Here is a 20,998-nt window from a genome sequence, read left to right on the forward strand (position 1 = left end):
CCGGCGCGGCTGCGGCTGCGGCTGCCCGCGGCGTCCAGACCACGGTCGTCGCGGGAACGCTCGGTAACGCCGCCGTCAGACGCCTACGGCCGACACCTGCGCCTGCCATGGTGTCCTCCTCCGGATTCGGGCCACAGGTCAGACCTGCGGCAGACACTGCCAGCACGTCCCCGGCGAGGATCACCTGCGGCGACAGAGTCATGGGAGCGCTCCCACGAGACGGTAGTGAGCCGCACCCGATTCGACAAGACCCCCGTCACCGGATGCCTCCTGCGGTGCACCCGATCAAGGCCGGACCGCAGGCTGCCTCCGCATCCCAAACGGCTCGGGAGCGGGCCTGCGGGGACACTTGCGACCGGGTGGGCCTGCTGCGGCAAGGGTTGACAGCACACACCCCGGGGTGCAAAGTGCCGTCGTCGGAGTTGACCGGTTTACCGCAGGCAGACATACGCGGCATCGTGTTAGCGCTAACACCCGCCCTCGCGCCACCCTTGCCCACCCCCCACTGCAAGGAGAACTCCGCGTGAACACCCCAGACCCGCGCCCGCCCACAGATCGCACCGCGCGATATCCAGTCGGCCCGCGTCCGCCGGTGGAACCCTCGCCGACGGCATCACCGTTCGAGCCGGCCTCGCACGTCCCCGGCTGAGCAGGCACGCGCGGAAGCAACCCTCCTTCCACGCGTCACCGGTGGCTGCGGTGTCCGGCAGAACGGCCGCGGTGTCGACCGGCTCGGCTCGCCGCCACCGCTTCCCGCCGTCACGGCGTCCGGACTCTGCTGACCGCAGGCACAGCAGGTGAAGGTTCCCGCCCGGCGCCACGTCGCCGCGGCGCCGGACTAAGCGCCTGCTTCCGGCTGCGACATCGCGGCCGGCGGCAGCCGCTGCCATCCCATCTGCCGCTTTGTGCTGCACAGTTGACCGGCCCGCGCTGACGAATGCCTGTGAGCTGTCAGCGCCCGGACAGCAACTCCTCCTCCGACGGCACCCGATGGTCGCCTTCTCGGACTGAGCGCAGGAGTCCGAGCCGGGCCGACCGTCACCTCGAAGCTCCACCGACTCGACATTCCGGAGGGACCCGTGCGCAGATCCGCGCGCCTTTTCCGCAACCCCGTCCTGCTGGCCGCTGCCGGCGCCCTCGCACTCCTGGGGACAAGCCTGGGGATGATCCCCAACGCCTCGGCCGCCGCCACCGCAACGATCTCCGTCAACGCCGACACGAAGCTCGCCACGATACCGGCGACCGGCGTCGGCACCAACGCCGCAGTCTACGACGGAAACATGAACGGCTCGGCCATCCCCGGACTGCTCAGCGCCGCAGGCATCAAGACCGTGCGCTACCCGGGCGGCTCCTACGGAGACATCTACCACTGGCAGACCAACACCACCGAGGGCGGCTACGTCGCCCCCAACACCGACTTCGACACCTACATGGGCACGGTGAAGGCCGCCGGCGCCCAGCCCATCATCATCGCCAACTACGGCTCGGGCACCCCCCAGGAAGCCGCGGACTGGGTGCGGTACGCCAACGTCACCAAGGGCTACGGGGTGAAGTACTGGGAGATCGGGAACGAGGTCTACGGCAACGGCGAATACGGCTCCAGTTGGGAGACCGACAAACACTCCAGCCACAGTGCCACGACCTACGCGACCAACCTGCTGCAATACGCCTCCGCCATGAAAGCCGTGGACCCGACCGTCAAGATCGGTGCCGTACTGACCACACCAGGGAGCTGGCCTGACGGGATCACCGGGCCCGGTGACAGTCAGGACTGGAACCACACCGTGCTGTCCATCGCCGGCTCGAAGATCGACTTCGTCATCGTGCACCACTACCCCAACGCCACCAGCGCACCCGACCTGCTCGGCAGGCCGCACGCCGAGATCCCGGGCATGGCGAGCACACTGCACTCACTGATCACGCAGTACGCCGGCTCCAACGCGGCCAACGTGGGTATCGCCGTCACCGAAGCCAACGGCAACTACGCCTCGGACACCTCTCCCGGCGGCCTGTTCGCGCCGGACGAATACCTCACGTGGATGGAGAACGGAGCCTTCACCCTCGACTGGTGGGACATGCACAACGGCACCGACTGCAGCAAGGTGACCACGATCGAGGGCGGCACCGACTACAACGACTTCGGAATACTGTCCAGCGGTGCCTCCTGCGAACCGGCACTCAACACCCCGTTCGCCCCTTACTACGGCACCCAGATGATCACCAAGCTGGGCTCACCCGGTGACGCACTCGTCCAGACGGGCAGTTCGGCGTCGCTGCTGACGGCACACGCGGTGAAGCGGTCGAACGGCGACGTCGACGTCATGCTCATCAACAAGGACCCCAGCAACGCCGCCACCGTGTCCCTGTCCTACAGCGGCTTCGCCCCGTCCTCGTCCACACCCATGGTGTACACCTACGCCAAGAACGCCACCTCGATCACCTCCGCGACCACCGGGACCGCCGCAACCCAGACCGTTCCGGCCTACGCGATCGTTGTCGTGCAGATCCACCCCGCCACCGGCGGAACCACCACCGGCGGCACCTCCACCGGCACTACGGCGGGCACCACCACCGGCACCACGAACGGCACCACGAACGGCGGCACCACGACCGGTGGGTCCACGACCGGTGGGTCCACGACCGGTGGGTCCACGCAGGGCAGCACCGGCGGCACCTCAAACGGCTGCACGGCCGCCTACAGCACCACCAACTCCTGGTCCGGCGGCTTCCAGGGCGAGGTCAAGGTCACCGCGGGCAGCACCGCCGTCAACGGCTGGGCGGTGCACTGGACCCTCGCCAACGGACAGACCGTCACCCAGGTCTGGAACGGCACCCTGACCACCAGCGGATCAACCGCAACCGTCAAGAACGCCTCCTACAACGGCTCACTCGCACCCTCCACCACCACCACCTTCGGCTTCCTCGCCAACGGCACACCGACCACCCCCACCCTCACCTGCACCAGCCCCTGAGAAGAGAGAGCCATGACATCACTGCAGGACCCATCAAAAAACGCAGGCCCGAAGTCCCCGTCCCGCCGGGCTGTGCTGGTGGCGCTGGGAGTGCTGCCGGTCCTTTCTGTCGCGCTGCCGCATTCCAGTGCGGCAGCCGCGGCGGCTGCGGCCGTGGCCGTCGACCCGTCCGCGCGGCGGCAGACGATCCGGGGCTTCGGTGGCATGAACCACCCGGCCTGGGCCGGCGACCTGACGGCCACCCAGCGCGACACGGCGTTCGGGAACGGCGCCGGCCAGCTGGGATTCTCCATCCTGCGGATCCACGTCGACGAGAACAAGGCGAACTGGGGTGCCGAGGTGGCCACCGCACAGCGGGCCGTCGCCCTGGGGGCGATCGTCTTCGCCTCGCCGTGGAATCCGCCCGCCAGCATGGTCGAGACCTTCACTCACGGGAGCCAGACCGACGCCAAGCGCCTGCGGCACGACATGTACGGCGCCTACGCACAGCACCTGAACGACTTCACCACGTTCATGAAGAGCAACGGGGTGGATCTGTACGCCATCTCGATCCAGAACGAGCCCGACTACGCCTCGACCTGGACGTGGTGGACCGCGAGCGAGATCGTCACCTTCCTGCGCAACAACGCCGGCTCGATCAGCACCAGGGTCATCGCCCCGGAGTCCTTCCAGTACGTCAAGAGCATGTCCGATCCGATCCTCAACGACTCCACAGCCCTTGCCAACCTGGACATCCTCGGCGCCCACCTCTACGGCACGGCATTCTCGAACTTCCCCTACCCACTGTTCCAGCAGAAGGGGCAGGGCAAGGAACTCTGGATGACCGAGGTCTACTACCCCAACAGCACCGACTCCGCCGACCTGTGGCCCGCGGCACTCGGCGTCGGGGAACACATGCACCACGCGATGGTCGACGCCGAATTCCAGGCGTACGTGTGGTGGTACATCCGGCGCAGCTACGGACCGATGCGCGAGGACGGGCAGATCAGCAAGCGGGGCGCCATGATGGCGCACTTCTCGAAGTACATCCGCCCCGGATACGTGCGCATCAACGCGACCTCCAACCCCCAGACCAACGTGTACACCTCCGCCTACACCGGTGGCTCCACGGTGGTCATCGTGGCCGTGAACAAGGCGACCGGTTCGGTCAGCCAGCAGTTCACCCTGGCGAACACCACAGCGACCGGCCTGGCCTCGTACGTCACCGACGCCAGCAGGACCCTCGCGACCCTGAACGGACCCAGCCTGAGCAACGGCACCCTCACCGCCGCACTTCCCGCACAGAGCATCACCACCTTCGTCGTCACCGTGGGCACCTCTGGCGGGACCGACACCACACCCCCCACCACGCCCGGTGCACCCACCGCCAGCGCGCTCACCGCGTCATCGGTCACACTGAGCTGGGCTGCCGCCACCGACAACACCGGCGTGACCGGCTACGACGTGGTGCGGTTCAGCGGCAGCACAGAGACCGTCATCGCGTCCACCACCGGCACCAGTACCACCGTCACCGGACTGAGCGCCGGCACCGCCTACACCTTCGCGGTCTACGCCCGCGACGCCGCCGGCAACCGCTCCACCCGCAGCAGCAGCGTCACCGTTCTCACCGGCACTACCGGCGGCTCGACGGGCAACTGCGCGGTCGGCTACCAGGTCACGGGAAGCTGGAGCGGCGGCTTCCAGGGCGAGATCGTCATCCACAACACCGGCACCACCGCCCTCGACGGCTGGACCCTGGCCTTCACCTTCACCGCCGGCCAGACCATCGCCCAGATGTGGGGCGGCACCTCCACGCAGAACGGCAGCACGGTGACCGTGACACCGGTCGACTACACCCGCAAGATCCCCGCCGGCGGCTCCGTCAGCATCGGCTTCCTCGCCAACCAGGGCAGCACCAACCCCACCCCCACCGCCTTCACCCTCAACGGCGGCACCTGCACCACCGCCTGACAGCCGACCACCCGCGGCCAGCGGTGCTGTGCGGGCGCCGACCGGCACCCCGCACAGCACCGCTGCTCCCGACGTACACGGTCTGGCGGATCACCGGACAACGTGGAAACAACAGCTGGAACGCGACCCGGTGCTGCGCCACCAGGTCGGCGGCCCGGCTGGTGGTGCAGCAGGCGCAGCAAGCGACCAGGTCCGCACATGGGCACCCTGCGGGGGCCGGCTATCCGAGGGTCCACCGCTGGTTGCTGCCCCCGTTGCACGACCAGAGTTCGACCAGAGCTCCGTTGGCGGTGGAAGCTCCGGTCACGTCCATGCACAGGCCGGACTGGACGCTGGTGACCGTGCCGTCGGAGTTGACGTTCCACTGCTGGTTGACCTGACCATTGCAGGACCAGACGATCGCCTTGGTCCCGTTCGTGGTGCCCTTGGCATTGGCGTCCAGGCAGAGGGTGGCGCCGCCGACCGTGACCGTCAGCTCCTTCGACGAGTTGTGCGTCCAGGTCTGGTTGGCCCCGCCGGTGCAGCCGTATATCTGCTGCTGGGCGCCCGGCGTCGTGGTCGAGTTCGGGTCGTCCAGGCACTTGCCCGCGCCCACCGCGTGCAGTGCACCCGTGGTGGCGGTGGTGGTGCCGCCGACGGTCCAGGTGAAGCGGGTGCTGCCGGTGGCGCCAGTGCTGTCGGTGGCGCGCACGACGGCGGTGAACGTGCCGCCAGCGCTGGGGGTGCCGGAGATCAGGCCGCCGGCGGAGATCGACAGACCGGGGGGCAGACCTGTGGCGGTGTAAGTCAAGGTCTGTCCAGCCGCCGAGTCGGTAGCGTTGATCTGCAGCGCGTGGATCGGGGTGCCGGACGCGGCGGTCTGGTCACCGGGGTTGGTGACGGCGACCGTGTTGGGGCCGGAGGAGGTGCTGCCGTCCAGCCCCATGAAATGAACGGCGTAGGCGGCCATCTGCGTGCCCTGGATCGGCAGCTGGTGCCCGGCACCGACGACACTGTACGTCTCGACCTGCGTGCTGCCGGAGCTGTTGTTGTACCGGGCCCGGTTCCAGTTGGTGACCGGACTGTCAGTCGACGACGGGGTCTGACTCACTCCGAGTACGTTCGTCCACTGCTTGGTCTCTTCGCCGAGATTGTTGTAATTCAGGGTGGGATCGGTGGTGCCGTGCCACAACTGCACGCGGGGACGCGGCCCGGTATAGCCGGGATCGGCGCCATTGCGCACCAGGTCGCCCCACTGCTGCGGGGTCATGGAAACCTGACCCCCGGCGCAGGGCCCGTTCCAGCCGCGCGCAGTGCCGGTGTAGAAGCAGTGGTAGGGCACGCCCATGAATGCCGCGCCCGCCTTGAACACGTCCGGGTAGTCCGCGAGCATGACGTTGGTCATCATCCCGCCCGACGACTCGCCGGTAACGTACACGGCGTCGGGGTTCCCGCCGTAGTGCTGTTCGGTGTACGTGATCATCGACATCAGCCCGACCGGGTCACTGCCGCCGTTACGCCTCAGCGCCTGGTCGGACGACACGTCCCAACAACTGCCGCCCGGGTTGGTCGAGGGGTAGATGACGATGAACCCGTCCTGGTCGGCCAGCGATCCGAAGTCGGTGCTGGAGTACAGGTAGGGCCCGGAGCCCTGGCAGCCGTGCAGCGCCAGCAGGATCGGCGGGTTGGCCTTGACGCTGTTCGGCACGTACACGTACATCTGCAGATTGGTCGGGTTGGTGCCGAAGTTCGTGACCTGGGTCAACGAGGCCGCGGCAGCCGGGTGCGCGGCGGGCAGACTCACACCGATCGCAGCGACGAGCGCCAGGAGCACGCCGAGCAGGCGGGACTGCAGGTACCGGAATCGCAGCATGGGATCTCTTCCTCCACGGGGTGTCGGTCAGAGGAGGACTGGTCGCCGCGCGGGATCCCCGCGCTCCCCGGCGGCAGAGGCCGATGTTGGAGCCGGGTCAGGTAATGGTCCTCGGGTCACAGGGGCACTCCTGAAGGAGAGGAATGCAGTCGCTCGGTAAGAAGTGAGCGCTCACATTCAGCGTGGGGGGTCAGGTGTGTGCGGTCGGGCGGCGCCCGTGCGGCGGCCCGTGGAATGCCGTAACGAGATTGACACATCCTGCTGCGACACCTCAAGGGGCGCGCGGCACAGACCTGTTCCGCGCAGGCAGTCGCTGTCGGCGTGGGCAACGAAATCACACAGCCGAGCAGCTTGTGGTCCGGCATTGAACCGTTCTGGATATGTTGACTCGCGTTGAAGCCCGTGCCTTGATGTGTGGTAGTCGATGGGAGCGCTCCCATGTGCCACTTCCCCCCACCATCCGTTCGGAGGCACGAGGATGAAACACGCACTTCACTGGTACGAGTCGCCACGCAGCCGGATACTGCGCCCGATGACAGCGCTTGCCCTCATCCTCACCGGCGCCGGTCTGGTCGTCCTGCCGGGCGCTGGTCCGGCGTCGGCGGCCACGACCACCGTGGTCGGTGCCGGTTCCGGGCGGTGTCTGGATGTGACGGGAGCTGCGCAGGCGGCGGGTACGGGAGTGGAGTTGTGGGACTGCAACGGGGAGGCGAATCAGCAGTGGGCTCTCACCTCTGCCGGTGAGCTGAGGGTTTTCAACGACTCGATGTGCTTGGACGCCTACCAGAGGGGCACCGCCCCGGGCACGGTGGTGGACATCTACACCTGCAACGGGGGGCCCAACCAGCAGTGGCGGATCAACGCCGACGGCACGATCACCGGCGTGCAGTCCGGCCTGTGCCTGGACGCCACCGCAAAGGGCACGGCCAACGGCACCGCGATCGAGCTGTACACATGCAACGGCGGCACCAACCAGAAATGGACCACGGGTGGTAGCACCACCGGCGGCACGTCGGGGGGTTCGACCGGGGGCACCACACCGCCGCCCTCCGGTGCGGGCCGTCAGGTCGAGAAGCTCGACCGTGGTGTGATCTCGGTGCGCAGCGGCTCGGGCAATCTCGTGTCGTGGCGCTTCCTGGGTACCGACCCCGACAATGTCGCCTTCAACGTCTACCGCGACAACACCAAGGTCAACCCCACGCCGCTGACCGGCGCCACGGACTACCTGGACGCAGGGGCCGCAGCCGGCTCGACGTACACCGTGCGGGCGGTGGTCAACGGCACCGAGCAGGCCGCGTCCCCCGTGTCGCTGTCCTTCGCGAACGGCTACCACGACGTGCCGATCTCCCCGCCGGCCGGCGGCACCAGCCCTGACGGCGTCGCCTACACCTACGAGGCCAACGACGCCTCGGTCGGCGACCTCGACGGCGACGGCCGGCTCGACCTCGTACTGAAGTGGTATCCCACCAACTCCAAGGACAACTCGCAGTCCGGCTACACCGGCAACACGATCATGGACGGCATCACCCTCGACGGCACCCGGCTGTGGCGCATCGACCTGGGCCGCAACATCCGCTCCGGCGCGCACTACACGCAGTTCCAGGTCTACGACTACGACGGCGACGGCAAGGCCGAGGTCGTCATGAAGACCGCCGACGGCTCCGTGGACGGCACCGGCAAGGTGATCGGCAGCTCCAGTGCCGACTACCGCAACTCCTCCGGCTACGTCCTGTCCGGCCCCGAGTTCCTGAGCGTCTTCAACGGCCAGACCGGCGCGGCGATGCAGACCGTGGACTACGACCCGCCGCGCGGCACCGTCTCCTCCTGGGGCGACAGCTACGGCAACCGGGTCGACCGCTTCCTGGCGGGCACCGCCTACCTCGACGGCAAGCGCCCCTCGATCGTCATGGCCCGCGGCTACTACACCCGTACCGTCATCGCCGCCTGGGACTGGCGCGACGGCAAGCTCACCGAACGCTGGCGCTTCGACAGCAACGACTCCGGCAACAGCGCCTACGCCGGCCAGGGCGACCACCAGCTCGCCACCGCCGACCTCGACGGGGACGGCAAGGACGAGATCGAATACGGCGCCATGGCCGTGGACGACAACGGCCATGGCCTGTGGAACACCAACCAGGGCCACGGCGACGCCCTCCACGTCGGCGACCTCGACCCCTCCCACCCCGGCCTCGAAATCTTCAAGGTCGACGAGGACACCACCAAACTCGCCGCCTGGTTCGCCGACGCCAAGACCGGCAAGATCCTTTGGTCCAACCCCAGTTGCGGCTGCGACAACGGCCGCGGCGTCTCCGACGACATCTACGCCGGCAGCCCCGGCGCCGAATCCTGGTCATCGGGCGTGAGCGGCATGTACAGCGCCGCCGGCAAGAACATCGGACGCAAACCCAGCTCAGCGAACTTCCTGGCCTGGTGGGACGCCGACCCCGTCCGCGAACTCGTCGACGCCACCCACATCGACAAGTACGGCACCAGCACCGACACCCGGCTGCTCACCGCCTCCGGCGTCCACTCCGACAACGGCACCAAAGCCACTCCCACGCTGTCCGGCGACCTCCTCGGCGACTGGCGCGAAGAAGTCATCTGGCCCACCACCGACAACCACGCCCTGCGCATCTACGCCACCCCCGACCCCACCGATCTGCGCATCACCACCCTCCTGCACGACACGCAATACCGCACCGCCATCGCCTGGCAGAACACCGCCTACAACCAACCCCCACACCCCAGCTTCTTCCTCGGCAACAACATGCCGACCCCACCCCGCCCGCAGGTCTACACCCCCTGATCCCGACCCCGCAGCCAACGGCCCGGCGCCGAAACGTGCGACGTGCGTATCCCCCTCGCAACGCTCCACCAATGGAGGCGTGATGAACGGTTCTCGCTGCTCTCCCAGTACGTCACCGGCCACCCGCACGGTGCGCCTTCTCGTCGCGCTGCTGCTGGCGATGTCCGCGGCGGTGGCGGTGAGCTGGCATTACGCCGCCCGCGCCGCGGCGGCCACCTCCACGGTGGTCGGCACGGGTTCCGGGCGCTGCCTGGACGTCGCCGGCGGCACGGCCACCGGCGTCCAGTCCGGCCTGTGCCTCGACGTCACCGGCGCCGCCACCGCCTATCTCGCGGGCGGCGACGGCCGGAACCCGGCGCAGTAACCGCCGCCTCCGGCCGGACCGGCGCGTCCGGCGCGTCCGGCGGGAAGGCGGCGGCCCCTGTCGCACCCCGGACCCACCCACCCCCTCGAAAGGTCTCGCCACCATGAAGCACGTTCGGATCCTCGCTGCCTGCCCGCCGGACTCCGGGGGCGCTCCCGCCCGGTGCCGGCTGCGTACGGGCAGCGTCGCCGCTGCCGCGGCGGCGGTCGCGGCAGCCGGCCTGGCCGTGCTGCACCCCGCGATCTCACAGGCGGCCCCCGCGGTGAACAGCAACGCGCTGTACGTCGCACCGTCCGGCACCGCCGGCGCGTCGGGTTCGCAGTCCGACCCCACCACGCTGGCGTCAGCGGTCACGCGGATCACCGCCGGCGGCACCGTCTATCTGCGCGGGGGCACCTACAACCTCGCGCAGAAGGTCACGATCGCCGCAGGCAACAACGGCACCTCCACTGCCCGCAAGGAGATCTCGGCGTATCCGGGGGAGACCCCGGTGCTGAACTTCTCCGCGCAGAGCGAGAGCTCCGCCAACCGGGGCCTGGAACTCAACGGTTCGTACTGGCACCTGTACGGGCTGACGGTCGAGCACGCCGGCGACAACGGCATCTCCGTCGGGGGCAGCAACAACGTCATCGAGCGCACGGTCACCGCCTTCAACCGCGACTCGGGCCTCCAGATCTCCCGGGCGGACTCGAGCACCTCGCTCAGCGGCTGGCCGTCCAACAACCTGGTGATCAGCTCCGAGTCACACGACAACGCCGACTCCGACGGCGAGGACGCGGACGGCTTCGCCGCCAAGATCACCGTCGGCACCGGCAACGTCTTCCGCTACGACGTCTCGCACAACAACATCGACGACGGCTGGGACCTCTACACCAAGACCGACACCGGCCCGATCGGCCCGGTCACCATCGAGAGTTCCCTGTCGTACGACAACGGCACGCTGTCCAACGGCGGCCGAGCCGGCAGCGGCGACCGCAACGGCTTCAAGCTCGGCGGCGAGGACATCAAGGTCAACCACATCGTTCGCAACAACATCGCCTACCACAACGGCCACCACGGCTTCACCTACAACAGCAACCCCGGGGCGATGACGGTCTCGGGCAACGTCGGCATCAACAACACCGAGCGCAACTTCTCCTTCGACGCGGGCACGTCCACCTTCCGCAGCAACACCTCGTGCCGCAGCGGCTCGGGCTCCAACGACAAGGTCGTCGGCGACGCCGACAGCTCCAACCAGTTCTGGTCCGGCAGCAACGGGTCGCGCTGCAGCAAATACAGCGGGGCGCTGGCCTGGTCCTTCGCCTCCGACGGCACCCTCAACGTAACCTTCGGCGGCAACCCCGCCACCGGCGGCACCACGACCACCGGCGGAACGACCACCACCGGCGGGTCCACCACCACCGGGACGACCACCGGGACGACCACCGGGACGACCACGGGCACTACAACAGGCGGGACTTCGACGAACGGCGGCTCGACCACCGGTGGCACCGGCACCGGCCCGAGCTGCACAGCCGTCTACGTGCCCAGCACCTGGACCGGCGGATTCACCGCCAACATCACCGTGACCAACACCGGTCCCACCGCCGTGAACGGCTGGACGGTCGCCTTCGCCCTGCCCTCCGGCCAGGCCGTCACCAGCGCCTGGAGCGCCACCATCAGCCCCTCCTCCGGCGCGGTGACCGCCACCGACGTCTCGTACAACGCCCAGATACCGGCGGGCGGCAGCCAGTCCTTCGGTTTCCAGGGCACCTACACCGGAAGCTTCGCCCAGCCCGCGCGCTTCACCCTCAACGGCACCGCCTGTGCCGCCGGCTGACCACCCGGCCCGGTCGGCGACAGGTCCTGGGAGGTGTTCGGCGTTCGGTTGTACGTGAGGCCGGTTGCGCACCGGCAGTGGCGGCGCGATGTCCGGCGACGGCCTGCGCGGATCGATCATGTGCACGACGATGCCGCGGTCGTCGTCGCCAAAGGGCTGTGGTGAGCACGCGAAGCAGGCCCCGCCGGCCGGCGAGGGACGGCGGAGACCCAAGACGATGCTGCTGGAGCACGTCACGGGCGAACCCGGGGCTCACGTGATCACCGGCTGCAGACATGACCATCCGCCAGCCGTCACGCCCGTTCACAGCGACGACTGGAACCCCGACGGCTTCCCCTACACGCTGACCCGAATGCTGGACGCCCCCGCGGCGAAGGTGTGGCGGGCGTGGACGACCGCCGAGGAGTACGCCCAGTGGGCACAGACATACCGGCAGCCATAGCAACTCGACCATGCACTACTAGCGCCCGGTCGTCCCGTCGATCTGTTCCCGCAGGATATCGGCGTGGCCGGCATGCCGGGCGGTCTCGCTGCCCATGTGGGCAACGACCCACCGCACCGAGTGCAACGTGCCGTCGACCGGTATCGCGACAGACTTCTCCAGGTCCCCGACCGAAAGAATCGCGGCGTCGCTGGCCGCGATCGCCGCGTGGTAATCGGCCAACACCTGCCCGGCACTGCGACCCGCCGGCACCTGCATGCCGACCTCCCCAGGATGGTCCGACTCCCGGCCGGCCACGTGATACCCGAACCAGAACCGCTCCGCCAGAGTCAGGTGATGGACCAGGCCCAGCAACGTGGTCCCCGACTCGACCAGGACCCGGCGCAGCTGCTCCTCCGTCAGACCCTCGGTCTTCTTCACCACGCACTGTCTGGCGAACGACAGGAAAGCCATCGCGGTGTCCAGTTCACCATCGTCATTGCGGGGCACCGGGCGTCGCTGAGTCTCAGCCATGCAGGTGACTCTAGCGGCACCCGTGCCGCGACGAGTACGAGGTCCGCCGCTACGTCGGCTGGATCGGCGCGCCCCCCTCGCCATGCTCGCCCACGCGAGCAGCAGCCGTCCCTGACAGCGCTCTGCCCGCCACACTCCGACCGCTCGACGTCTCCCCAGGTCAAGCCACGAAGTGCTACTGGAGTACCGGGAGTTCGGTTCTGGTGCGTCCCGGACGACGCTCCGCCCGCGGGGGACGGCGTATGCTGCCCTGCCCCGCGAGCGGGGTCACTCAGCCGGTCAACCGCATGCCGCGCCGTTCAGCGTGAACGCGGTGGGCACGGCATCGCTGGAGCTGAAGGTGCCCTGGAACCCGAAGGAGGTCTCGCCTCCGGCGGGGATGCTGCTGTTGTAGCTCATGTTCGTGGCGGTGACGGCCTGGCCGGACTGGGTGAGGGTGGCGTTCCAGCCGCTGGTCTCCTTCTGGTCGCCGGCGAAGGAGAAACCGACCGTCCAGCCGTTGACCGCGCTGGTACCGGTGTTGCTGACGACGACGTTCGCCGTGAAGCCGCCCGCCCACTCGCTGGTCGTGGTGTAGGCGACGTGGCAGGTGCCGTTGCCGGTGCCGCCGGTCGTCGTTCCTCCCGTGGTGCTGCCGGAGGTTATCGCCCAGGTGAACGAGGCACTGCCCTTGGCCCCGGTGGAGTCGGTGGCGGTCACCGTCACGGAATTGCTTCCCGCCGTGGTCGGCGTACCGGTGATCAGGCCCGAGGAGCTGATCGACAGACCCGCCGGCAGGCCGGTGGCCGAGTAGGTCAGCGTCTGCCCGGAGGCGGAATCGGTGGCCTGGATCTGCGGCCCGGTGACCGCGCTGCCCACGGTGGCGCTCTGGGCGCCGGGGTTGGTCACCGTGATCGTGTTGGCGCCGGTGGTCGATCCGTAGCCGGCGGCGGTGAGGCTGGCCTGTACGGCGTTCTCGGTGGCGTCGGAGGGGAAACCGGCGGTGATGGCGCCCTCGAAGAACTCGCCCTGGCCGCTGACGCTGTTGTCGCCGCCGGTGCCGAGCAGCAGGGAGCTGTCGGTCTTCATCGGCGAGTAGCCCTTCGGCAGGGCGCCGGAATAGGTCGTTGTCAGGCCGCCGCTGGCGGCGTTGCCGTATTTCAGGGTGAAGTTGCTGGTGCCGTTGTTCTTCTCCCAGGCGCTGACGAACGGGAAGTGGACGCCCTGGTTGTTGGCGTCGTGGTTGGAGCCGGAACCGGTGTGGTACATGCCGTTCTCCAGGTCGGCCTCGACCCAGGGGCCGGTGCCGGTGCAGCCGCCGAACCAGCAGGCGGTGCCCCAGTAGATCGCGTTCATCGTCGCGTTGCCGGTGTCGGTGTGCGAGTTCTCACCGCTGCCGTAGTCGAAGCAGCACCACTGGTTGACGTAGTTGGACGACGTCACCATGTAGATGCCTTCTGGCTGCGAGCCCGTCGGCGCGCCGGAGGCGTGGTCGATGCGGTAACCGGTACCGGGGGTGACCTTGACGCCGAAGACCTGGTGGCCGGCCGCGACGACCGGCAGGGCCGACGCGTTGGCGCCGATGTCCGAGCCGTTGGGCCCGGGGCCCTTCCAGAAGCCGCCGGAGGAGATCGGCAGGTCGTTGTGGCGCGTGGTCTGGTCGTAGATCTTCGTGATGGTGCACGAGGTGTTGGCACAGAACGACGTCTGGGTCGCCGCGTTGGCGTAGCCGCCGGCGGACAGCAGGCCGATGTCGCGGTAGGTGTGGTCCGAGGAGCGCTGGACCTGGTACAGCGGGCCGCTGTACGCCGCGAACAGCGCCCGCGTCGTCGAGTGCGCCGCGATACACGGCACACCGGCCGCACCGTAGATGTCGCACGGCAGCGAAGAGGCGGCGGCCGCGGCCGGGGCGGCCTGGCGGGCGGCCGGCCCGGCCGCGGCCGGGCCGCTCGCGGCCGCCCGCCCGCCGAAGACCGCGGCGGCCACCGCCAGGGCCATGGCCACCAGGATTACGGCGAAGGGTCTGACGCGGCGCAGGCCGGCAGGCCCGGGAGTCGCGTGGTAGTGCATCGGAGCCTCCTTCAGGGGACTGACGTGCAGGGACGACGGTCTCCCGAGGACCGGCGGACGGGGCTGCGGCGAAGAGCCGTGTCCCCGGCCGGGGACGAGCGGGCGGTGCGGCGGGCCGCGATCACCCGCCGTCTCGCCGGTACGGAGGTCCGGCCACGGTGAGCCGGCTCATGAGCGGGCTGGATGACCGTCCAGAGGCGGCCCGGACGTCACTCGGGAGATGGGGCGGTGGCGACCCGGTCAGTGACGGGCCGGTCGCCGGCGCCGGACCCCCGCACTACCCGGCGGGGAAGGCGGATGGTGGAACCAGGTCAGGGCTGATCCTCGGGTCACGGGGACACTCCTGATGAAGAGGGATGAGGGCACTCCTGAAAGTGAGCGCTCACATCCCGATGTGGGGGGTCGCAGGCGTGTATCGCCGGCTGCCGGGGTTGATACCCCGGTGCCATGCCTGAACGAGACTGGCACATCTTCCGCCTGTACCTCAAGGGGCGTGCAGCGCAAAGCTTTTCCGGCCGGTGGGTCCTGCACGTCTGCTTGCGGGATGGCGCATACGGACCAGGAGTTGCCCTCGTCGCGCGACATCGCGGGCAAGGTGAGCAAAAGTTTTCTCCCCGCCGGAGACCGGCGGCGAGCGCGGTCACCGCGGAGGCGTGCGGGTGCCCCGCCATCACCACGTGGCAGGGCACCCGCAATGGGCCGACCGACGGATCAGGTGCAGGCAGCGCCGTTGAGTGTGAAGGCGGTGGGCGCGGCGTCGCTGGAGGTGAAGGTGCCATGGAACCCCAACGAAGTGCTGCCGCCCGCGGGGATGGCGGCGTCGTAGGGGGCGTTGGTGGCCGTGACGGCCTTGCCGGACCGGGTCGCCGTCCCGATCCACGCGCTGGTGATCTGCTGGTCACCCGGGAAGGAGAACTTCACCGTCCAGCCGTTGACCGCGGCGGCGCCAGTGTTGGTGATCGTCACGTTGGCGGTGAACCCGCCGGACCATTCGCTGGTCGTGCTGTACGCGACCTGGCAGGCGCCGCCACCCGTGGCTGCCGCCGCCGACCGTCCAGGTGAAGGTCGCCGAGCCGGCGGCGCCGGTGGAGTCGGTCGCGGTGACCGTCACATGGGATGTGCCGGTGGCGGTCGGCGTGCCGGAGATGAGGCCCGAGGAGCTGATCGACAGCCCGGCCGGCAGACCGGCCGCCGTGTAGGTGAGGGTCTCACCCGATGCCGAGTCGCTCGCGTGGACCTGGAGCCCGGTGATCGCCGCGCCGACCGTACCCGACTGGTTGCCGGGCCGGCCTCGATCGCGGCGGTGGTCAGGGTGCCGCCCTGGACCTGCACGCCGGCCTTCGAGCCGCCCTGGATGGACAGCCGGCCGGAGCCGTCCCAGCCGGACGGCCACGCCGGGGCGAACCGCACGGTGCCGTCGTAGTCGGTGGCGAATGCCTCGTCCACCGTGGCGGCCACGTTCGAGACGTGCTCGATGGACGGCTCGTCCAGCGAGCTCGTGCTTCAGGCGGCCAGCCCGGAGGGGTAGAGCTGGTACGTCTTGGCGCTCGCCGCGAGGTCGCCTGCCACCTCGGAGGACAGGCCCAGGCGCGCCGCCTGGAGCGAGTCGTACGTCCAGTCCGGGTTGTTGACGTATGGCCGCTGGCTGTAGGTGCGCTGCGCCAGGGCGGTGAGGTTGTCGCCGTTCACCACCGTGTTGTCACCGATCAGGTTGAACGGCCAGACCGGTTCCAGGCCCAGGTTCTCCACGTTGTGCACGGAAGCGGTGCGCTGGAAGGAGTTGCCGATCACGTCGGTGCCCGAGGAGTCCGCGGACGGGCCGAGCAGCGAGTGCGGCTGTTCTGGTCGGTGCGCGCGTACGGCTCGATGTGCGTCAGCGCGGTGCGCAGCGGCGACACCAGCGAGGAGTCGGTGCCGAGCAGGCTCGCGGCGCTCACCGTGGCGGTGAACAACGCCTGGTCCGCGGCGATGTCCGTGGTCGGGTCCTGCACCGCCCACTGGGTCTCGGGCACGCACGCGCCGGGCTTGCCGTTCATGCTCGCGCTGGTCCACGACTCGATGGCCGGAAGGTCGTTGAGGTACATGTCGAAGATCGGGACGTTCTGCGCGAAGTTCCCGGCGTCCAGGTTGGCCTGGATCTGGCCGCGCAGGTTCCACAGCCAGTACCCGGCCGGGTACCAGGCCTGGTGGTCCTGGTTGAAGTTGTACAGGTCCGCCAGGCCCGCCTGGCTGCCCGGGTACTGGCCGGAGTGCATGAGGCCGGCCTCGAAGTACTCGTACAGCGTGTTCAGGTTCTCCATGTACTGGGCGGTGCCGTCCGAGGAACTCGCCTCGATCAGGCCGCTGCCGGCCCAGAAGTTGTGCCACCAGGCGGACTGCGTGGCCAGCAACGAGGCCCGGCTCGCGGTGGTGTCCGATCCGATCAGGGTGGACGCGGTGGAGTTGGCGTTGCCGCCGGTCCACGACGGCGAGGCGACGACGACGCGGTACGAACCGTCGCTGTTCGGGTTGAACGCCACCTGCACCTAGGCGGAGTTCACCACGGAGGCCGACACGTTCGACCCGCCCGCGGTGATCGCGGCCATCGCCCCGAACGTCTGGTTGGAGTGGCCGGTCTGCGAGTTGTCCGACCAGGTCTGCGCCAGGCTGGCGACGGCGCCGGAGGCAGAGCCGTCGGGTTGCGGCCGCTCCACAGGCCGACCGTGGCGGTCTGCCGGGTGCCCGGGTTGGCGCCCGTCACGTCGATGACCAACTCGTCCTTGCCGGCGGCCACCCAGGCCCGCAGCGTCATCCCGCCGCCCTGCTCGACCAGCACCCCGTTGTACAGGTCCAGGATGCCGGAGAAGTTCGACGCCGAGGTCATCGCCGACAGGCCGGGGATGTTCACCTGGCCGGGAGAGAGCCGGTCGGGCATGATGTCGCCTGCGGTTGAGCTGCGCCGTGAAACCGTTCGCGCAGCGGGGGCCCGACCCGGGGCCCGACCCGACGGTCGCCATGATCGAGGCCAACCGCGGCCCGTTCGCCACCACCCAGCTGACCGTGTCCCCCGGTAACGGCTTCAACGGCGGTACGGTCTACTACCCGACGGACACCAGCCTCGGGACCTGGGGCGCTCTGGCCATCGTGCCCGGCTACAGCGCCCTGTTCGCCAACGAGGAAGCCTGGATGGGCCCGTGGCTCTCCTCGTTCGGGTTCGTCGTCATGGGGGTGGAGACCAACTCCCGGTCCGACGACGACAACGCCCGTGCCTCCGAAATCCTGTCGGCGCTGGCCTGGCTGACCACGGCGAGCCCGGTCAAGGACCGGCTCGACCCCGACCGGCTGTCGGTCCTGGGCCACTCGGCGGGCGGCGCGGGGGCCATCAGGGCGGCCGAACGCCAGCCGTCGCTGCGCGCCATGATCGGCCTGGCGCCTGGGTTCCCCGGCAACGCCCTGAGCATGTCGACCGACCACGTCCCGTCGCTGGTGATCGGGGGCCAGAACGACGCCACGGTCACCCCCTCGTACCTCTCCAGCCTGTACGGGACGCTGCCGGCCGGCACCCAGCGCGCCTTCGCGCAGATCGCGGGGGCCGACCACGTCTACTACACGCACGCCAACAACGTCGAGATGAAGATTCTCATCCCCTGGCTCAAGGTCTTCCTCGACAGCGACACCCGCTACACCCAGTTCCTGTGCCCGAGCCTGCCCGATCCGAGCGGTGTCTCCGCGTACCGGCCCACGTGCCCCTACGTGCCGCCGCCGGGCGGTTAGACCGGGGGCACCACGACGGGTGGGACGACCACCGGCGGGACGACCACCGGTGGCCCCGGGGGGAGTTGTCACGTGGCCTGTACCAGGAACGAGTGGACGGGCGGCTTCACCGCCGATGTCGTCGTCGGCAACAACGGGGCGGGCGCAGTCAACGGCTTCTCCTTTCCCGGCGACCAGAAGGTGACCAGCGCCTGGAACGGCGCTGTCACCCAGTCCGGCAACACCGTCAAGGCCACCAACCTCAGCTACAACTCCACCATCGCCCCTGGGGGGCCGGTCGACGGTCCTCCAGGGCCCGTCCGCCGCGTGGGCGACGCGGGGCATAAGAGTGCCCGGGCGCGGTCGCGCCCGGGCACTGGGGTTCAGCCGGCGGTGCAGGCCGTGCCGTTGAGGGTGAAGCCCGAGGGCGGGCTGTAGGTGCCGGTGTCAGTTCCTTGGAAGCCGAAGGACTGGCTTCCGCCGGGTGGGATCTGGGCGTTGTACGACAGGTTGGTGGCGGCGACCTGGCCGCTGGTGGGACTGACCGTGGCGTTCCAGGCACCGGTGATCGTCTGCCCGGCGGGGAGGGTGAAGCCGAGCTTCCAGCCGTTGACGGCGTCGGAGCCGGTGTTGGCCACGGTCACGTTGGCGGTGTAGCCGCCGGTCCAGGTCTGCGGGGTGACGGTGACCTTGCAGGACGCGGAGCCGGTGCCGCCCGTGGTCGTCCCGCCCGTCGTGGTGCCGCCGGTGGTCGTCCCGCCGGTCGTCGTCCCGCCCGTGGTTCCGCCACCGGTGGCCGGGGTGATGACCAGGTGGTATCCGTCAGTCGTGTTGGTGGTCACCGGGACGGTGATGGAGCCGTTGTTCACCGTGTAGTTGGACTCGGCCAGGGTGGTGGGTCCGGACACGGCGGTGGTCCGGCCGCGGGAGGGGGTGTACTCGACCTTGACGTGCGCGGTCGAGCCGAACGCCGAGAGCGAGTTGAGGCCGTTCACCTGTACGGCCGAGTCGCCGGACCCGCCGCCGAAGATGACATCGACCTCGTTGCCCGCACTGTTACGGGAGGCTGCTCCGTCGATGCCGGTCTGCGCGGGGGCGGTGGTGGTGAGCATCGAGCCGCTCATGTCGGCGTACCACTTGTAGAGCCAGTAGGCGCCGTTGGGGCTGCCGCCCTGGCCGGTCAGCAGGTCGCCGAGCGCTCCTGACTGGTTCCAGAAGGCCAGTTCCGCGTCGTGTACGCCCAGCCGCTCGAACTTGGCGACGTAGCCGACCAGCGGCCCGGGGATGCCCACCTCCGACGGTGCGGCGTACTCCTCGATCGCGATGGGCCGCGGGCTGATGCCGTACTTGTTCTCCAGACCGGTCACCGTGGCGACGTCACCGGCGATCTTGGAGGAACGGATCAGCTCGTGCCAGGCGATGATGTCCGGCACGGTGTTGGTGGCGACCGCGTTCTTCAGGAAGTTGTCCATGTCGCCGATGTTGTCCGAGAAACTCGGCCCCTGGATCGGCGTCGTGGCGTCCTTCGAGCGGATCTCGCGGTAGGTCCTGGTCCAGAAGTCCTCGAAGGTGCCGTTGGCGGTCTTCCAGGTCCCGTCCGCCTCGTTCCACGGTGCGTACGCGGCAAGGTTGGTGATCCCCGACGCCTTGGTCTGGGCGATCTGGTCGTCTACCACGCTCAGCCAGTTGCTCCAGCTGAACTGGTAGGGCCAGCCGGCGTAGTAGTCCGAGAGCCGGTTGACGACCTTCGCGCCGGCCCTGGCCGCCTTCGGCGCCACCGTGAGGACGTCGCCGGTCCCCTGCTGATGGCCACCCTGCGGTTTCTGCACGAAGGTGTTCGGCTTGATCGCCTGCACCAGGTTGTCAGCCGGCGTACTGGCGTTGGCGAGTCCGTACAGCGAGCCGGTCGCGACATGGGTGACCGGCCGGAGTACCTGGTTGGCGTTGACCACGAGGGTCGTGGACGGGGACGCGGCCGCCTGAGCGGACGGCGACCCGGTGAACACGACGGAAGCCACGGCCAATACTGCGGCTCCCAGCCCGGCGGCGCTTGTCAGCGACAGGCCGGGTCGGTGATGCGCGAATCCACGCATGACGAAATGCTCTCCAGGATGGGGTGGGGGGTTGAGCATGACGACGGCACAGAGCACCGTCGGCAGGAGGCCGCCCGTCCTGCGGCATCGCGTCTTCCGGTGCACGGCACGAACCGTTGCGCAAACGAGCAACGGTTTTCTCAATGCCTAACATAAGAGTGCTCCGAGGGGGGGTCAAGGGATAGTGCACGGCGGTTTCCCGGACCGGTCCGCGCGGTCGGGTCGCTTGCCCCGCGCGCCTCGGGACCCGCCCTCCAGAACCCCGGGGCCGCCGGCGGCCGGCCGATCGCACACGCTCCCGAACCCGGGCGCCGCATAGGCAACGGAGTGCCCAGGTGGTCGCGGTGGCGGCCGGAGGACCGCCGTTCTCCACGACCTCTTCGAGGGCGTCGCAGCTGCGCGGTGA

At 69.1% G+C, this 20,998-nt stretch carries 17 protein-coding genes and 1 pseudogene; 9 read left to right on the plus strand and 9 right to left on the minus strand.

Annotated elements, in window-relative coordinates:
* The first annotated feature begins 1,079 nt into the window (after positions 1-1,079).
* Both OG702_RS05850 and OG702_RS05855 read left to right on the plus strand, forming a co-directional pair.
* Positions 1,080-2,972, plus strand: a complete 1,893-nt coding sequence (locus tag OG702_RS05850; protein ID WP_327287813.1) for a cellulose binding domain-containing protein — start codon at positions 1,080-1,082, stop codon at positions 2,970-2,972.
* A gap of 12 nt (positions 2,973-2,984) precedes the next feature.
* Entirely contained in the window at positions 2,985-4,922 is a 1,938-nt protein-coding gene (locus OG702_RS05855) for a cellulose binding domain-containing protein (protein ID WP_327287814.1), read from the plus strand.
* Between the two features lie 220 nt (positions 4,923-5,142).
* On the opposite strand, the gene OG702_RS05860 is transcribed toward OG702_RS05855, so the two are convergent.
* Positions 5,143-6,774 (minus strand): extracellular catalytic domain type 1 short-chain-length polyhydroxyalkanoate depolymerase, encoded by a 1,632-nt coding sequence (locus tag OG702_RS05860; protein WP_327287815.1) that lies wholly within the window; start codon positions 6,772-6,774, stop codon positions 5,143-5,145.
* A gap of 532 nt (positions 6,775-7,306) precedes the next feature.
* On the opposite strand from OG702_RS05860, the gene OG702_RS05865 reads away from it, so the two are divergent.
* The 4 genes and pseudogenes from OG702_RS05865 to OG702_RS05885 all read left to right on the plus strand — a co-directional run.
* Positions 7,307-9,580 (plus strand): rhamnogalacturonan lyase family protein, encoded by a 2,274-nt coding sequence (locus OG702_RS05865; RefSeq protein WP_327287816.1) that lies wholly within the window; start codon positions 7,307-7,309, stop codon positions 9,578-9,580.
* An 82-nt stretch (positions 9,581-9,662) separates the two neighbouring features.
* A complete protein-coding gene (locus OG702_RS05870) occupies positions 9,663-9,944 on the plus strand; it encodes a hypothetical protein (RefSeq protein ID WP_327287817.1) in 282 nt (93 codons plus the stop codon).
* Between the two features lie 103 nt (positions 9,945-10,047).
* Complete coding sequence (locus OG702_RS35375) at positions 10,048-11,763, plus strand: cellulose binding domain-containing protein (RefSeq protein WP_442814309.1); 1,716 nt, start codon at positions 10,048-10,050, stop codon at positions 11,761-11,763.
* 352 nt (positions 11,764-12,115) lie between these two features.
* Positions 12,116-12,184, plus strand: a pseudogene (locus OG702_RS05885) (SRPBCC domain-containing protein); the annotation flags it as partial.
* Positions 12,185-12,223: 39 nt separating this feature from the next.
* Here OG702_RS05885 and OG702_RS05890 read toward each other — a convergent pair.
* The 4 genes from OG702_RS05890 to OG702_RS05905 form a co-directional block, all read right to left on the minus strand.
* Entirely contained in the window at positions 12,224-12,718 is a 495-nt protein-coding gene (locus OG702_RS05890) for a DinB family protein (protein WP_327287818.1), read from the minus strand.
* Positions 12,719-12,997: 279 nt separating this feature from the next.
* Positions 12,998-14,767, minus strand: a complete 1,770-nt coding sequence (locus OG702_RS05895; RefSeq protein WP_327287819.1) for an arabinofuranosidase catalytic domain-containing protein — start codon at positions 14,765-14,767, stop codon at positions 12,998-13,000.
* Positions 14,768-15,478: 711 nt separating this feature from the next.
* Positions 15,479-15,733 carry a cellulose binding domain-containing protein gene (locus tag OG702_RS05900; protein ID WP_327287820.1) on the minus strand — a complete coding sequence of 85 codons (255 nt, stop codon included), beginning with the start codon at positions 15,731-15,733 and terminating at the stop codon, positions 15,479-15,481.
* A complete protein-coding gene (locus OG702_RS05905) occupies positions 15,666-16,019 on the minus strand; it encodes an Ig domain-containing protein (protein ID WP_327293101.1) in 354 nt (117 codons plus the stop codon). Before OG702_RS05905 ends, OG702_RS05900 begins: the two co-directional genes overlap by 68 nt.
* Between OG702_RS05905 and OG702_RS05910 the strand changes: the two genes are divergently transcribed.
* Complete coding sequence (locus OG702_RS05910) at positions 15,999-16,190, plus strand: hypothetical protein (protein WP_327293486.1); 192 nt, start codon at positions 15,999-16,001, stop codon at positions 16,188-16,190. The genes OG702_RS05905 and OG702_RS05910 overlap by 21 nt on opposite strands.
* An 80-nt stretch (positions 16,191-16,270) precedes the next feature.
* Here the strand turns inward: OG702_RS05910 and OG702_RS05915 are convergent, their stop codons facing one another.
* The 3 genes from OG702_RS05915 to OG702_RS05925 are packed head-to-tail and all read right to left on the minus strand — an operon-like array spanning position 16,271 to position 17,460.
* Positions 16,271-16,558: a hypothetical protein gene (locus OG702_RS05915; protein ID WP_327287821.1), complete on the minus strand. Its 288-nt coding sequence runs from the start codon at positions 16,556-16,558 to the stop codon at positions 16,271-16,273.
* Positions 16,555-17,286, minus strand: a complete 732-nt coding sequence (locus tag OG702_RS05920; RefSeq protein WP_327287822.1) for a hypothetical protein — start codon at positions 17,284-17,286, stop codon at positions 16,555-16,557. The genes OG702_RS05915 and OG702_RS05920 overlap by 4 nt, the downstream gene beginning before the upstream one ends.
* A 6-nt stretch (positions 17,287-17,292) precedes the next feature.
* On the minus strand, positions 17,293-17,460 hold the full coding sequence (locus tag OG702_RS05925) for a hypothetical protein (protein WP_327287823.1): 168 nt from the start codon (positions 17,458-17,460) through the stop codon (positions 17,293-17,295).
* A 247-nt stretch (positions 17,461-17,707) separates the two neighbouring features.
* Here OG702_RS05925 and OG702_RS05930 point away from each other — a divergent pair, with 247 nt between their 5' ends.
* Together OG702_RS05930 and OG702_RS05935 are read left to right on the plus strand one after the other, a co-directional pair.
* The gene (locus tag OG702_RS05930) at positions 17,708-18,520 is read left to right on the plus strand and encodes a poly(ethylene terephthalate) hydrolase family protein (protein ID WP_327287824.1); all 813 of its coding nucleotides are present in this window, start codon (positions 17,708-17,710) and stop codon (positions 18,518-18,520) included.
* 72 nt (positions 18,521-18,592) lie between these two features.
* A complete protein-coding gene (locus tag OG702_RS05935) occupies positions 18,593-18,937 on the plus strand; it encodes a cellulose binding domain-containing protein (protein WP_327287825.1) in 345 nt (114 codons plus the stop codon).
* Here OG702_RS05935 and OG702_RS05940 read toward each other — a convergent pair.
* On the minus strand, positions 18,883-20,517 hold the full coding sequence (locus OG702_RS05940) for a cellulose-binding domain-containing protein (RefSeq protein ID WP_327287826.1): 1,635 nt from the start codon (positions 20,515-20,517) through the stop codon (positions 18,883-18,885). The genes OG702_RS05935 and OG702_RS05940 overlap by 55 nt on opposite strands.
* Positions 20,518-20,998: the final 481 nt, after the last annotated feature.

Source organism: Streptomyces sp. NBC_01198, from assembly GCF_036010485.1.
Classification (GTDB): Bacteria; Actinomycetota; Actinomycetes; order Streptomycetales; family Streptomycetaceae; genus Actinacidiphila.